This window comes from Buttiauxella massiliensis (genome assembly GCF_902500225.1).
In the GTDB taxonomy this organism is placed as follows: domain Bacteria; phylum Pseudomonadota; class Gammaproteobacteria; order Enterobacterales; family Enterobacteriaceae; genus Buttiauxella; species Buttiauxella massiliensis.
Genome location: NZ_LR722668.1, coordinates 53,777 through 68,464, shown reverse-complemented (window position 1 = coordinate 68,464; position 14,688 = coordinate 53,777). Strand labels below are relative to the sequence as shown.

Below are 14,688 nucleotides of genomic sequence, written 5' to 3'. Positions count from 1 at the left end.
AGTGGACAACATTGTCGGGAGCAATGTTGCACGTCGCTTGCGACGGCCCCGGAGGGGTGAGTATCAGGATGATACGAATACAAGCCCTGTACTGACGTACAGGGCTTTTTGCTGTCTGCGATTTATGCAATTTATCCCCGTTAAGCGATACAGATCACGCCTCTAAAAACCACATACCTCAGATCCGGTACATACTTATGGCTGGTAAAGCTCAAACGGCGAAATGCCGGTAAGAAACACAACAGGCAGGCTAAATTATGGCTAAGAATACTATCTGTATTTGGTACGACCATGATGCGGAAGCTGCCGCTCATTTCTATGCTGCGACCTTTCCCGACAGCAGTGTGGGTGCTGTCATCCCGGCACCGAGCGACTATCCGGATGGTAAAGCTGGCGAGACAATAGTGGTCGAATTTGTTGTTGCGGGAGTGCCATGCATTGGCCTCAATGGCGGCCCGCATTTCAAACACAATGAAGCCTTTTCCTTTCAGATATCGACTGAAGATCAGGCTGAAACGGACCGCTACTGGAACGCAATTGTCGGCAATGGTGGTCTGGAAAGCGACTGCGGTTGGTGCAAAGATAAATGGGGTGTTAGCTGGCAAATTACTCCTCGCGTACTGACTGAAGCTCTGGCGACGGGGGGAGACACCGCCAGGCGTGCGTTTGGAGCGATGATGTCGATGAAGAAAATAGATGTGGCTGCTATCGAAGCTGCAATACGTGGTTGACTAGTTGAAGCACATTAGACCTACAGCCAATGCGTGTCGCCGTCATAAAACGGTAAATCCCGGCCCTAAACCTCCCGCAATAACCGGGCCGGGTTGCCTGCATAAATTCCCGGCTTAAGAATATCCTTCGTGACCACGCTCCCGGCTCCTATCACCGCACCGCTACAGATAAATTCCGTCAGGATCGTGCTTCCACTGCCCACGATCACGTTGTCGCCAAGGTGAATACTGATCCAACTTTCGGGATCTGGATTGAGTTTTCCGGAGCGGAAGAGATCGTTGGCAAACGTCACATTGTGGCCAATAAAGCAGTTACTGCCGGTGGTAACTTTCTCGCAGAGAAATGAATGTGACTGAATGCGGGTTCCCGCACCAACAACACAATGTCTTTGAATTTCCACGAAAGGGCCGACAAAGACATCATCGTGCAGGGTGCATTCGTAAAGGTTTACCGGTTCGCATACCGTTACTTTGTCACTGGCTGTCACATTTCTGATGCCGCTTTTCAGTATTTTCATTTTTGTCCCGTAACTGCCACATTGCCCATTTTGTGAGTCACTTCAAACCTTCTATTCTCAACCTGCTACTTTCCAAAAACCAGCACTGATAGCTCATAAAACAATCAATAACAGGCGGATACTGAATTCAGATAAAGCATATAGCCCTTCCTAAGAAATAAGCTAACCACAGGAATATGCTGATGAATAAAGACCTACAGGCAGTGAAGAATTTCGATTTTCTGGCGCGTAGTTTTGCTCGTATGTATGCACTTGGGCAAGCTGTCGATATTCGAGCCGTGACCGGCAACATGAACATGGAGCAAAAGGCCTGGTTTCTAGGGCGTTATGAGTATTATTGCCAGCAAGCGACTCGGGCTTGTGAGCTTGAGTTGGAACACTAATCTCTGTGGGCCTTCGGGCCCATTTCTTTTTCTAAGCACCATACCATTCCCATCTCCCAACTATCCTTCCCTACATTTCATCTAAAAACATAAAAGCATTAGCGATAATTTTTAATTCTTTTATCTAATCACCGCCATTGGAAATACTGCTCCCATCATCGATACAGGAGCACTCCTCATGGCAAAACGACATTCTCTCTGGCTGGCTACGCTTGCCCTTATTGCAACGCCAGTATTCGCGGTGGATGTGACCGTCGCGTACCAAACGTCTGCTGAACCTGCCAAGGTGGCGCAGGCTGACAATACTTTTGCCAAAGATAGCGGTGCAAAAGTTGAATGGCGCAAATTCGACAGCGGAGCGAGTGTGGTCCGAGCGCTGGCATCCGGCGATGTACAAATTGGCAATATCGGCTCCAGCCCGCTGGCTGTAGCGGCAAGCCAAAATGTGCCTATCGAAGTCTTCTTGCTCGCCTCGCAATTGGGTAACTCCGAAGCGTTGGTTGTGAAGAAAGGTATCTCAAGTCCGAAAGATCTCATCGGCAAGCGTATTGCCGTACCGTTTATCTCTACAACGCATTACAGCCTGTTGGCGGCGCTGAAACATTGGGGAATTAAGCCCGGCCAGGTAGAAATTCTTAACCTTCAGCCTCCGGCAATTATTGCGGCCTGGCAGCGCGGCGATATTGACGGCGCTTATGTTTGGGCGCCCGCGGTCAACGAGCTGGAGAAAGATGGCACGGTATTGACCGACTCCGCGCAAGTGGGCAAATGGGGCGCGCCAACACTGGATGTTTGGGTTGTGCGTAAAGATTTTGCGCAACAGCATCCTGAAGTGGTGGAAGCCTTTGCTAAAAGCGCTCTCGCTGCGCAGAAAAGCTATATCGACAACCCGGACGTTTGGCTAAAACAACCGGATAACCTGAGCAAACTTTCGCGCCTGAGTGGTGTACCTGAAAGCGATGTTCCGGTGCTGGTAAAGGGTAATACCTACCTCACCGCTAACCAACAAACTGAGCAGCTTAGCGGCCCAGTAAATAAAGCGATTGTTGATACTGCCCAGTTCCTGAAAGCGCAGGGGAAAGTCCCGTCTGTGGAAACGGATTACAGCCAGTTTGTCACCGACCGCTTCGTGAAAACGCTGGCGCAGTAAGGAGTTAGCCATGTTACAGGTTTCGCATTTAAGCGCAGATTATGACGGTAAAACGGTTCTTAACGATATTAATCTGACCGTGGATGAGGGCGAGTTACTGGTGGTTCTCGGCCCATCTGGTTGCGGGAAAACTACACTGCTGAACCTGATAGCTGGCTTTGTTCCTTATCACTCCGGCAGCATTACACTAGCGGGCAAACAGGTCACGGGGCCGGGCGTTGAGCGCGGCGTAGTATTTCAGAATGAAGGGCTACTGCCGTGGCGTTCGGTGCTGGATAACGTCGCATTTGGTTTGCAGCTTGCCGGGCAGCCAAAGCCTGTACGTGAGGAAATCGCGATCGAGGTGTTGCGTAAAGTGGGGCTCGAAGATAAGGCGAAACGCGCCATCTGGCAGCTCTCCGGCGGGCAGCGTCAGAGGGTAGGGATTGCACGTGCGTTGGCGGCTCGCCCGCAACTTTTACTGCTCGATGAGCCTTTCGGTGCGCTGGATGCCTTTACTCGCGAGCAAATGCAGACCTTGCTGCTCAAGCTATGGCATGAAAGCCGCCGTCAGGTGCTGTTGATTACGCACGACATTGAAGAGGCCGTATTTCTGGCAACTGAACTGGTGTTGCTGTCACCGGGGCCAGGGCGTGTGCTGGAGCGTATCCCGCTTGACTTTGGCCGTCGATTCACCGCAGGCGAGCCATGCCGCAGTATTAAATCCGATCCGGAATTTATCGCGAAACGCGAATATGTGTTGAGCCGGGTGTTTGAGCAACGTGAGGGCTTCCTATGAGCATCGTTATTCAAGATAAAGCTCGCCGTAAACGGCTGGCGTTGCGCTGGCCGTTCTCACGCCAGATAACGTTAAGCCTCACGACGGTCACTTCCATCATTTTGCTGTGGTGGTGGGTGGCAGCGCAGCAGTGGGTAAGTCCGCTATTTTTGCCGCCGCCACTTCAGGTTCTGACAAAGCTGATTAGCATCGCTGGGCCACAAGGTTTTATGGATGCCACGCTCTGGCAGCACCTCACTGCCAGCCTGTTGCGGATACTCACCGCGCTGTTGGCCGCAGTATTGATTGGTATTCCGGTTGGCATTGCGATGGGGCTAAGCCCGACGGTACGCGGCATTCTTGACCCACTGATCGAGCTTTATCGCCCGGTGCCGCCGCTGGCTTATTTACCACTGATGGTGATTTGGTTTGGTATCGGTGAGACCTCGAAGATCTTGCTGATTTATCTGGCGATTTTCGCCCCTGTTGCTATGTCGACCATGGCGGGAGTGCGCAGCGCAAAACAGGTTCGCATCCGTGCTGCCGAAGCGTTGGGAGCATCACGCGCTCAGATAGTCTGGTATGTGATTTTGCCCGGAGCAATGCCGGAAATCCTGACCGGATTCCGCATTGGGCTTGGTGTAGGCTGGTCAACACTGGTTGCCGCTGAGCTTATCGCCGCCACCCGTGGGCTCGGCTTTATGGTGCAATCGGCGGGTGAGTTTTTGGCAACTGATGTAGTGCTTGCGGGTATTGGTGTGATTGCGGTTATCGCATTCTGTTTAGAACTAGGGTTACGGGCATTGCAGCGCCGTTTAACCCCATGGCATGGAGAAGGGCAATGAGCGAGAGAGTGAATATTACGCCACTGGGGCCTTACATCGGTGCGCAGGTTAGTGGTTTAACGCTGAGCCGGGGCTTAACGGATAATCAATTTGAGCAGCTCTACCACGCGCTGATCCGCCATCAGGTACTGTTCCTGCGCGATCAACTTATTACACCTGCCCAGCAGCGTGCGCTGGCACAGCGGTTTGGCGATCTGCACATCCATCCGGTTTATCCACATGCGGAAGGCGTGGAGGAGATTATCGTGCTGGATACGCACAACGATAACCTGCCTGATAACGATAACTGGCACACCGACGTGACCTTTATCGAAACGCCGCCAGCCGGTGCGATACTGGCAGCAAAACAGCTTCCAGAATTCGGTGGTGATACTTTGTGGACCAGTGGCATTGCTGCGTTCGAGGCACTTTCAGAACCGTTCAAGCGCTTGCTCTCAGGGCTAAAAGCAGAGCACGATTTCCGCAAATCGTTCCCGGAGTATAAACATCTCCGTAGTGAAGAAGAGCATCAGCGCTGGCGTGAGGCGGTTGTTAAGAATCCACCATTGTTGCATCCCGTGGTGCGTACCCATCCGGTAAGCGGTAAGCAGGCGTTATTTATTAACGAGGGTTTCACCACGCGGATTGTCGACCTCTCGCAAAAAGAAAGCGATGCGCTGCTCGCCTTCCTGTTTGCACATATTACGAAGCCGGAGTTCCAGGTTCGCTGGCGCTGGCAGGAAAACGACATCGCTATCTGGGATAACCGTGTCACGCAGCATTATGCGAATGCTGACTATCTCCCCGCTCGTCGCATCATGCATCGCGCAACGATTTTGGGGAATAAGCCTTTCTGGCGAGGGTAATGGGATTTTGGTGGGGGAGCTGGTCGGATAGTAGTGCGCCATCCGACACAGTTATTTTGCTCGTACCTTTGTCGCTACTAACAACGCTGTCAGTAACATCAAACTCCCTGACAACACCAGCGGCGAAATAATGCCGAGATTATCCAGAGCCAGGCCGCCAATTGCCGCTCCACAAGTGTTTGCTAACTGGATCACCGCAACCTGAATAGATCCCGCTTTCTCAGCTTGATCCGCAAGTGAACGGGTGATCCACGTCGACCAGCCAACTGGAATTAGAGCAAAGGCAAAGCCCCAAATAATGGCAACTGCTGATGCGACGATTTTATCGCTCCCCCACAACACGAGAACCAGCGCACTCAGTGCCAGAATCAGTGGGGCACAGGTCAGCGACAGTTTGAGTGAACGCTTGAGGAAAACCGCAGAAAGCGATGTGCCGACAAAACTCGCAATGCCAAAACTCAACAGAACCAGCGTCAGGCCGTCGACATCAAAGCCTGCAAGCGTCATATATACCGGGCGAATGTAAGTGAAGAAGGCAAACTGCCCGGCAAAGGTCATAAATATTGCCGTCATGCCGGCCAGTACGCCCGGGCGTTTAAGCAGACCCAACATGTTTTGCTTATGCTGCGTTGATTCACCTGGCAGCGGCGGCAGTGCTTTCCACACCCATATGATACAGGCCACACCCATTAATGCCGCGCCATTAAAGACGTTGCGCCAGCCAATAATGCCGCCTAAGAAGCTACCGAGCGGGGCGGCGATAACCAGTGCGATAGAGACAGCACCGAAGATAACCGAGAGCGCTTTTGGCACAGTACGCGCTGGAACTAACCGCATGGTTAAAGAGGCCGACATTGCCCAGAAGCCGCCGAGGGCTATCCCTAAACAGGCACGCCCAATCAGCAACATGGTGAAGTTTTCAGCAAAGGAAACCAGCAGGCATGAGAGGGTGAGCAGCACAGAGAAAAGGATGACTACATAGCGTCTGTCGGTTGAGCGAATAATGCTGGTCACAAACAGACTTGCGAACATTGCTACAAAAGCGGTCACGGTGACAGACTGCCCGGCAACACCTTCCGAGATCCCCAGATCCTGTGCCATGGGTGTCAGCAAGCTTACTGGTAAGAACTCCACGGTAATCAGGCAGGCTACGCAAAACGCCACAGCAAATACTGCTGACCAGTTAGGCCTGGATACGGCCTTTGTCTCGTTCATCCTTTCAATATGCTCACTCATTAATCTATCCGCCGCTGCTTCCAATAAAGCCGCGTAGTGTAGCACCGTAAATGTGATGCATTTAACGTTTTGGCAACTTTTCCGAGATGTTTTAGAAATCAAGTTCCAAGGCAAAACAGAGATAAGCCATCAATTGAGAGCAATGTTGGAACTGCTCGGTACAAAAATTGACGGCATCAGGCTTACACAGCGCCTCAAAATCGATATTTTTCAACGCGATAAAATCTTTGCGCTTCAATTCAGTAAGCAAAGGATGGGTTTTATCAAAGCCCTTTGGCGGGCGACTTAAGCTATCGCCATCCATGATAAATCCCTGGCTTTGTAGCTCCTGTAACGCCTTTTGATAAGCGTTGGGGTTCTCATCAATACATTGGCGAATAGCACTCAGGGCTTTTGATTCGGGGTGCCAAATTCCGGCGGCAATAAAGCAACCTTCAGGGGCGATATGGAGATAGAGCCCTGGCGCATGAACGTCTTTTCCCTGGAAATGACGGAACTGAATCCCGACATTGGTTTTGTAGGGCGTTTTATCTTTGCTGAAGCGACTGTCTCGCTGCGGGCGCATAAGACTACCGCCGACTTTTTTCGGCACTGCAGTGAGCTTCGATGAAATGGCAAGAATACCAGGCTGCATTTGCTCGATAAACCGCAGGGCAGGAGTGCGCACAGTATTTTCGTACTCCTCCTGATGTTCTTTAAACCAGTCTCGGCAATTGTTTTGCGCGAGCTTGTTCAGGAATTGCAGACTCGCCGGGCTAAAAGTTGTACCGGTAGATATCGTGGACGTCGGGGTTTTCGTTATTTGAGCATTCATTATTGATGGACCCTTATTTGAACCATTTAAGCGGCTATATCTGCGAGCTTAAGGATGGCGGATTTCTCTGTCTATCTATGTGAAACGCCTCCAACCTTAATATATTTTCCTCATATGTTAATGTTTTTTAAGCATTGGTGGTGCGATTCGGGATATGGGAGTGTAAGGCCTTAGCTTGCTAAAAGCTGGGATAACAAGGAAAAACTATGGCACACGCAATGACCTCTCATAAAAATAAGATCGCATCACTCGTTTTACTGGCAATGTCCGGCCTTACAGCCACAGTGGCTCAGGCTGACCAACTGGCCGATATTCAAAAAGCAGGCGTCGTGCGCGTAGCTACTTTTGACGCTAACCCGCCATTTGGCTCCATCGATGCTAAAACTCACGATATCGTTGGCTATGATGTTGATTTTGCGAAGGCCCTAGCAAAGTCTCTTGGCGTAAAACTGGAGCTGGTGGCAACCAATCCAGCCAACCGCATTCCTTTGCTGCAATCTGGCAAAGTGGATCTGATCGTCGCTGATATCACCATCACGCCGGAGCGCGCGCAGGTTGTCGACTTCTCCACGCCTTATTTTGTGACGGGCCAGCAATTCCTGGTACCGGCAGCGTCAGCGGATAAACTTGATGACTACGGGCACGACCGTATTGGTGCAGTAAAAGGCACGACCGGTGAGCAGGCGCTGCATCAGCGTTTCCCATCCGCTCGCGTGCTTTCCTATGATGATATCCCACTGGCGCTGACGGCGCTGCGTAACGGCAACGTGCAGGCGATTACCCAAGACAGCACCATTCTGGCCGGTCTGTTGGCTGAAGCACCGGATAAAGCGAAGTTCAAAATTCTCCCTGACCTGCTCAGCAAAGAAGAGATTGGCGTCGGGGTGAAGAAGGGCGAAACGGCGCTGCTTACAGCAGTTAACGGCGAGTTACTGAAGCTTGAGCAAAACGGTGAAGCGACGAAGATTTACGACAGCTGGTTTGGTCCTGGCAGTAAAACTCCCCAGCCACGCGGCTTTAAAATAGAAGCTCAGTAACATGGTGAGTGCTTTATCCAAACGATCCGCGGTGCAGGCCGCGGATTTTGCACATTTACAGGATGCCAGCGTTGAGTTTCGTCAGGCTGGCAAAAGTTACGACGAAAACCAGGTCCTCAAGTCCATCGACCTGAAAATCAACGCAGGTGAAGTGGTGGCGATTTGCGGGCCTTCGGGCTCCGGTAAATCGACGTTAATACGACTGATAAACCAGCTCGAACCGTTAAGTGCGGGGGACATTTTTATTGATGGCAAACCGACACGGGATTTGCAAGGCAAAGCTCTGCGAGCCTTGCGTAGCCGCATCGGATTTGTATTCCAGCAGTTCAATTTATATGCTCATCTCACCGCCGAGCAGAACATCACACTTTCTCTGACGCACGTTCATGGCTGGGAACCTGATGAGGCTAAACAGCAGGCAGTAACGTTGTTGTCTCGGGTCGGGCTTGCCGAGAAAGCACATCAATATCCTGCGCAGCTTTCCGGTGGGCAGCAGCAGCGTGTGGCCATCGCCCGGGCTTTAGCATCCTCACCGCAGATAATCTTGTTCGATGAACCCACTTCGGCACTGGATCCGGAAATGATCGGTGAAGTGCTGATGGTGATGAAATCCTTGGCCCACAGTGGCATTACGATGATTGTCGTCACCCATGAAATGCAGTTCGCCCGGGAAATTGCCGATCGGGTGGTGTTTATCGATGGCGGCGAAATTCTTGAGCAGGCTCCTCCGGCGCGGTTCTTCAGCTCACCGCAACATCCACGCACCCGGCGTTTTCTACAAAAGGTACTCGACCCTCTGCATGCCGGGTTTAAGGATGAACCATGAACTGGCACATAGACTGGGCTGGAGCCCTGACAGGACAGCCGTTACAGTGGATTATTTCCGGCTTTTTAACCACGGTCTGGGTCACCCTGGCGGGAGTACTGTTGGCAACGGCTTTAACGCTGTTATTGCTCGGGCTGAGACTTGCCGGCGGGCATATCGGTCGCGCGGTGGTTGCGGTATGGGTATCTCTGTTTCGTAACACGCCGCTGCTGGTGCAACTGCTGTTCTGGTATTTCGCCGCGTGGAATTTCCTTCCGCAGGCGTTGCGTGGCTTTATTAACGATGAGCACAGCTGGTCGATACTGCCCGGAAATGTGTGGTGGCTCACTCCGGAGTTTCTCTGCGCTGCCTGGGGACTTGGGCTGTTTACTTCTGCATTTCTGCTCGAAGAGCTGCGCAGCGGGTTGCAGGCCGTACCTCAGGGACAGGTGGAAGCTGCGCTTTCGCAAGGCTTCTCATTCTGGTCGATCTTCCGTTGGATCCTACTTCCACAAGGGATGAGGAATGCCTGGCAGCCGGTAGTGGGGCAGTATCTTAACTTGATGAAGCTCTCGTCGCTGGCCACTGGTATCGGCTTTGCGGAACTGACTTATCAGATCAGACAAATCGAAAGCTACAACGCACATGCGCTGGAGGCTTTTGCTGTGGGAACAGTGCTGTATCTGGCTTTAGGATTGGTGATGGGTGGATTGTTCGCATGGCTTGGCCCGCACCCGTCTGAACATAAGCGCCATGTTACTAAAGTGCGGGATACGGAGGCACAGCATGATCGCTAATCTGACGGTGATTACCGACAACCTGGATTATCTACTGTGGGGAAGAATGGCGCAGGGTGAACCGGGCGGCGTATTGCTTACGCTGCTAATGGCGGCCGGAGCGGCAGTTTTGGCGCTGGTAGGGGGGATATTGCTGGCAGGACTCGCCTGGCGGTTTGATGGCATTGTGCGGCGGTTAGTGTTTATTTGGGCTGAATTTATCCGCGGTATCCCGCTTATTTTTGTGATTTTCTGGCTCTACTTCTTGCTGCCGATTATCACCGGTAGCTATTTACCCGGTGCGCTGACCGTCACTCTGGCGCTGGCGTGGTTTACCTCTGCTGCAGTGATGCACACCACGCTCGCGGGTTTACAGGCTCTCCCGTCCGGGCAACGTGAAGCAGCGGTGGCTGGTGGATTGAATGCATGGCAAATACTGCGCCTGGTATTACTGCCACAGGCGATGCGCAACGTCTTTCCTTCCTACGTGGGGCTGTTTATCGCGCTGTTTAAAGACACTTCTCTGGCGTTCATCGTCAATGTGCCAGAGCTAACCACCGTGGCGGGACAGGTCAACAGCCGGGTACAGGTCTATCCCGCGGCCATCTTTATCTTTACGGGGTTGGTGTATTACCTGCTGTGCAGTGGCCTGAATTACATGGTGTCTCGCTGGTATCGCCGACGCGGCACTGTTGCCACACCATCGCCACTCGAAGTTTAGACAACAAAAAAGCCACTCTTTCTAGTGGCTTAATCATATGATTTTAAAGATAAATTTGGTGGCCCCTGCTGGACTTGAACCAGCGACCAAGCGATTATGAGTCATATGGATTTAATGTTTCATGCTTTTGCATCTTTTTGCATGGTGAATTAATAACTATAAATAACAGTGACTTGTTTTGTGATTGTTGTTTCATGTTGTTCTGTCTTTTTTCCTTCAGTATCATCCTTACGTCACCCACTACATCACCCGGAATCAACTGGGTGACGTAACGAAGGAAGAACAGAAAAACGCTATGTCTGATAATTTAACTGTCTCGATGATTAGTGGCTTAAAGCCGAAAACAACTGCTTACTACGTCTGGGACAAAAGTGGTGAGCGTGGGGCTGGGCGTTTAGGGGTGAAAGTCGAACCATCGGGCCAGCGAGTCTTTTACTATCGCTATTTTTGGCAGAGTAAACGGCAGTTCATTCTACTGGGTCGTTTCCCTGAGTTGACACTCGCGCAGGCAAGGCAGCAATGCAAAGAGCATGCGGGTCTTCTTAAAGAAGGAAAAGCTCCTAAAGCTGAAATCGCGGAGCAACTTTTTACTGCTGAGCAACAACAGCGTGAAGACCAACTCAAAGGCAGTATTGAGCAACTCATTTTGGGTTACACCACCAAAATGCGTGAAGACGGTAAACGCACTTGGCAACAGGTTCTGTACAGGCTGGAAAAAGAAACCTATCCATTTATACCCAAAGCCACCAAAGCGCGCGAAGTCACCCCTGCTCATATCAAACAAATTCTGGCGACCATTATCAAACGTGGTGCATCAGTTGAAGCAAACCGAGTTCGCTCTTATCTGATGGCTGCATTCAATTATGGGTTGAAAGCTGACAACGACCCGGCAAACCACCAGCAAAATGTGATGTTTGGTCTTTTGATGAACCCGGTCAGTGTCATTCCTAAGCAGTCAGCAGCGGAAAAAGCGGGTACCAACTGGCTGAAATTAGATGAGTTGCAGCAATTAATGGGGGATTTTCCGAAAGCACCTAAAGTAGGCCCCTTGATCAGCCACTTACTTAACTTATGTATCTTCACAGGTGGGCAGCGGCCGCATGAACTGGTTTCCAGCCGTTGGGATGCGATTAACTGGGAAGAGAAGACGTTACTGATAATTGCGGATGTATCGAAAAACAAAAGAGACCACCTTATACCTTTGGCCGACTCAGCCATTGAGATACTTGAAAAATTGAAAGCTGAGAATTTAAGCCAGAGTCCTTACATCTTCCCACAGCGTATCAAACCTGAACAGCATCTACGCACGGACAGCTTCGCGCAAGCCATTATCTATTATCGGGAACACTTTGCACTGAACCCATCTTTTATTGCTCGTGATATTCGCCGGACCTGTAAGACCCTGATGGGAGAAGCGGGTATCGCTAAAGACCTGCGTGACCGTATTCAGAACCATGCTCTTCAGGATGTAAGTTCTAAGCACTATGACCGTTATGATTACCTGGCTGAGAAGCGTAAGGCTCTTGAGATCTGGGAGTCGCGAGTGAATAACCACCAGCAACAGCAAGAAAACAATGTTGTTAATTTGTTTGGGCAGAGATAAAGGGTTAGTTAAATCGGGTCATTGGATTTACTCGCGAGACCGACGGTCTGCGCTAGTTTTCGGTTACGTTTAAGCTGTAGCTCGATTTCTTGCACAGGTTTGCCGGTTTCAATAGCTGTTGAACTGGCTACGGAGCGATAGATTTGTGCTTGAGTGATCTTGTATGGAATTATTTTATTTTTCATGTTATTTCAGTTCAATGTAATTTTTTCTTGGAGATGAGTGAGTGTACGGTATTCCAGATAATCTGACCGATGTTATAGCTGTTGAAGTTGTTGAGGGACAACCAATTTATATCAAAGTAACGGAGGTTCATTGGGAGGGGCATTATCCACACTCAAATGAGACCATTTTCGCAGAATTGACAGAGGGTTCTTCAGAAAAGGATATCACTATACAGATCAAAAAATTATTGAAACGGAAGACGTATATTAGGAAGTGTGAGTATTGTAATCTATACCATATTAATGGATGGATGCATGGAAAATCTTGTTGTCAGTCCTGTGCTGAAAATAAATTTGGTGTAATTTATTAGACAGTGCTCATTTCATCTTAAGCACTGCCATGTTGTCTGTCAACGATCTCTAAAATTCGTATAGGTCAGACCTGACATAATTAATTCATTGATAAATAATGTCATAGGTAGTGTCAAGACACTCAGTATACAAGTGTTATTTATTAATGCATTCAATACAAACATCATCATATGCCATTGATGGTCGAGAAAATAATTCTTTGCAATCCGGGCAAATTTTAAACAGCCTTGTTTTTTGAATACCTAAAATCCAATTTGAATAATGTATTTTATCCCTTATCTCCTCATCACCAATGCTCATATTTATATTTACATATTTACCATCAAAGAAAATATCATCTGCTTTATTTGAAGGGTGGTGGTTGCGATGGATCGTATTATCCTCGATGTTTTCATTGGCAGGTATCATTTTACCATATGTTAATTCGTTGTGGATTTTTAAATAAGTAGATAGATGGTTGTATAATTCGGAGGAAAGAAAATAGCAGAGGTTATCTCTGTAGTCGTAATAGAAGTTAAGCATGCGTTCATAATCAGTATCAGTTGTAATACTTGCACCTTTTATTGCTTTGAATATATTAATTCCTTTGCTATTGGCGAACATGTTTATAATAACTAAGATTTCCACAGGACAGTGAGTAAACCAGTATATTTTTTGGAAGTCACTTAGATTATATAGGTGAATTATTTCTAGTGGTTTGTCAATCCAATAAAGGCCCCCCAATATTTTATTTAACGCTTCAATTTGGATGGATATTTTATCAGGGAAATTACTATTTTGGCTTAGAATTCCAAATTCAATAACTTCAGGGTTAGTTGATGAAACTAAAAAATCTCTAACTTGATCGTTAAATATTACTCTTTCATTTCCAGCCAAGTCCATAAACAATGATGTAGTAATGTTATAATGCGACCATATATGCTCATATGGCGTTGTTGGGATATTTTGGTCGTAAAGTTTAGATTGTAGAGATTCAATTTCATCTTTATATTCATTTATTGTGTCTTCAATTAGATCCAATCCCTTTAAACCAAGCGATTGGCATTGCGCAGGGCATTCATCTAATATTAGTGCAGTTAGAATATTGTTATGGTCATCATAATCTTCACTTAGAAAAGAACAGTACTTTGCAAACCACTCCAGGCCTTTATAGGTAGCAGGTTTATTTTTACTCCATGATTCAACTGCAAATTCGAGTAATGAAGTATAATTATTGTAGTCAATATAGGGATTCATGGATGCACCTAAAGATACTAGTCGGTCCATCATTTTAAAATCATCATTAAGATATGCGTAAAAAATTAATGGATTATTATTTTCCCCCCAGCGTAAGTCCCAATCTATCTCCAAGAATTCATGAATATGATGATATTCTGGTCTCTGGAGCCAAGTTAATGCCGAAAAATAGTCCCCGTAATTATACTCGCCAAAGTAAGATGCAATATCGGATAGTTCATTCTCTAAGAAATAAACGTCGTTGGTATTAATGTCATCAACCAAAAGCAAGAGGTTAAAAATTTCTGTATTATTATATGCAATTGCGAAAGCAAGATGTGCATCATCTGAATTACTTTTGTTACCAACTTCAAGGCCATTAGCTAGCAAAGCAATTAATAAAAGTGTATTGCCAGTTGTGATTGCATAATGAAGAGGGGATAACTCATTAATCTCACCCTGCGATAACAAGGAACATGCAACCTCTGCATACTTTCCCTCTCTCAATAAATCATCAATATCATTATTATCTAGATAAGTAATCTGTATAGGTTCGATGCTAATAAACTCCATTTTGATGCTATCTAACCATCTTTCTTTAAAGGATTTATTTAAATTATATGTTTTAAGTTGGTTTTGTATTAGTTGTAACTTCATAATATATAACAACCTCTAATGCTTGCATTTGGTTTTATTTGCATTTTTAATAACTTAAG

Annotated in this window: 16 protein-coding genes; 11 read left to right on the top strand and 5 right to left on the bottom strand. The window is 48.2% G+C overall.

Going from position 1 to position 14,688, the window contains the following annotated elements; genetic code table 11:
• Positions 1 to 257: 257 nt before the first annotated feature.
• Positions 258 to 731 carry a VOC family protein gene (locus GC128_RS21570; RefSeq protein WP_151996021.1) on the top strand — a complete coding sequence of 158 codons (474 nt, stop codon included), beginning with the start codon at positions 258 to 260 and terminating at the stop codon, positions 729 to 731.
• Positions 732 to 796: 65 nt separating this feature from the next.
• Here the strand turns inward: GC128_RS21570 and GC128_RS21565 are convergent, their stop codons facing one another.
• On the bottom strand, positions 797 to 1,249 hold the full coding sequence (locus GC128_RS21565) for an acyltransferase (RefSeq protein WP_151996020.1): 453 nt from the start codon (positions 1,247 to 1,249) through the stop codon (positions 797 to 799).
• A 182-nt stretch (positions 1,250 to 1,431) separates the two neighbouring features.
• Here GC128_RS21565 and glgS point away from each other — a divergent pair, with 182 nt between their 5' ends.
• The 5 genes from glgS (at position 1,432) to tauD (ending at position 5,229) form a co-directional block, all read left to right on the top strand.
• The gene (gene glgS, locus GC128_RS21560; RefSeq protein ID WP_226812226.1) at positions 1,432 to 1,632 is read left to right on the top strand and encodes a cell surface composition regulator GlgS; all 201 of its coding nucleotides are present in this window, start codon (positions 1,432 to 1,434) and stop codon (positions 1,630 to 1,632) included.
• A gap of 178 nt (positions 1,633 to 1,810) precedes the next feature.
• Positions 1,811 to 2,782 (top strand): taurine ABC transporter substrate-binding protein, encoded by a 972-nt coding sequence (gene tauA / locus GC128_RS21555; RefSeq protein WP_034460787.1) that lies wholly within the window; start codon positions 1,811 to 1,813, stop codon positions 2,780 to 2,782.
• A 10-nt stretch (positions 2,783 to 2,792) separates the two neighbouring features.
• Positions 2,793 to 3,560: a taurine ABC transporter ATP-binding subunit gene (gene tauB / locus GC128_RS21550; RefSeq protein WP_151996019.1), complete on the top strand. Its 768-nt coding sequence runs from the start codon at positions 2,793 to 2,795 to the stop codon at positions 3,558 to 3,560.
• Positions 3,557 to 4,384 (top strand): taurine ABC transporter permease TauC, encoded by an 828-nt coding sequence (tauC, locus tag GC128_RS21545; protein WP_151996018.1) that lies wholly within the window; start codon positions 3,557 to 3,559, stop codon positions 4,382 to 4,384. Before tauB ends, tauC begins: the two co-directional genes overlap by 4 nt.
• The gene (tauD, locus tag GC128_RS21540) at positions 4,381 to 5,229 is read left to right on the top strand and encodes a taurine dioxygenase (protein WP_151996017.1); all 849 of its coding nucleotides are present in this window, start codon (positions 4,381 to 4,383) and stop codon (positions 5,227 to 5,229) included. The genes tauC and tauD overlap by 4 nt, the downstream gene beginning before the upstream one ends.
• A gap of 51 nt (positions 5,230 to 5,280) precedes the next feature.
• Here the strand turns inward: tauD and nepI are convergent, their stop codons facing one another.
• Both nepI and GC128_RS21530 read right to left on the bottom strand, forming a co-directional pair.
• Complete coding sequence (nepI, locus tag GC128_RS21535; RefSeq protein ID WP_151996016.1) at positions 5,281 to 6,465, bottom strand: purine ribonucleoside efflux pump NepI; 1,185 nt, start codon at positions 6,463 to 6,465, stop codon at positions 5,281 to 5,283.
• 91 nt (positions 6,466 to 6,556) lie between these two features.
• Positions 6,557 to 7,279, bottom strand: coding sequence for a DUF2461 domain-containing protein (locus tag GC128_RS21530; RefSeq protein ID WP_151996015.1), 723 nt, complete (start codon positions 7,277 to 7,279; stop codon positions 6,557 to 6,559).
• A gap of 263 nt (positions 7,280 to 7,542) precedes the next feature.
• On the opposite strand from GC128_RS21530, the gene GC128_RS21525 reads away from it, so the two are divergent.
• The 5 genes from GC128_RS21525 to GC128_RS21505 all read left to right on the top strand — a co-directional run bounded on the left by GC128_RS21525 (position 7,543) and on the right by GC128_RS21505 (position 12,221).
• Positions 7,543 to 8,316, top strand: a complete 774-nt coding sequence (locus tag GC128_RS21525) for an ABC transporter substrate-binding protein (RefSeq protein ID WP_193216296.1) — start codon at positions 7,543 to 7,545, stop codon at positions 8,314 to 8,316.
• A gap of 1 nt (position 8,317) precedes the next feature.
• Positions 8,318 to 9,142: an amino acid ABC transporter ATP-binding protein gene (locus GC128_RS21520; RefSeq protein WP_151996013.1), complete on the top strand. Its 825-nt coding sequence runs from the start codon at positions 8,318 to 8,320 to the stop codon at positions 9,140 to 9,142.
• The gene (locus GC128_RS21515; RefSeq protein WP_151996012.1) at positions 9,139 to 9,918 is read left to right on the top strand and encodes an amino acid ABC transporter permease; all 780 of its coding nucleotides are present in this window, start codon (positions 9,139 to 9,141) and stop codon (positions 9,916 to 9,918) included. The genes GC128_RS21520 and GC128_RS21515 overlap by 4 nt, the downstream gene beginning before the upstream one ends.
• On the top strand, positions 9,908 to 10,618 hold the full coding sequence (locus tag GC128_RS21510) for an amino acid ABC transporter permease (RefSeq protein ID WP_151996011.1): 711 nt from the start codon (positions 9,908 to 9,910) through the stop codon (positions 10,616 to 10,618). Before GC128_RS21515 ends, GC128_RS21510 begins: the two co-directional genes overlap by 11 nt.
• A 295-nt stretch (positions 10,619 to 10,913) precedes the next feature.
• Entirely contained in the window at positions 10,914 to 12,221 is a 1,308-nt protein-coding gene (locus GC128_RS21505) for a tyrosine-type recombinase/integrase (RefSeq protein ID WP_151996010.1), read from the top strand.
• 8 nt (positions 12,222 to 12,229) lie between these two features.
• Here the strand turns inward: GC128_RS21505 and GC128_RS23005 are convergent, their stop codons facing one another.
• Complete coding sequence (locus GC128_RS23005) at positions 12,230 to 12,406, bottom strand: hypothetical protein (protein WP_193216295.1); 177 nt, start codon at positions 12,404 to 12,406, stop codon at positions 12,230 to 12,232.
• 486 nt (positions 12,407 to 12,892) lie between these two features.
• Positions 12,893 to 14,629 carry a hypothetical protein gene (locus GC128_RS21500; RefSeq protein ID WP_151996009.1) on the bottom strand — a complete coding sequence of 579 codons (1,737 nt, stop codon included), beginning with the start codon at positions 14,627 to 14,629 and terminating at the stop codon, positions 12,893 to 12,895.
• Positions 14,630 to 14,688: the final 59 nt, after the last annotated feature.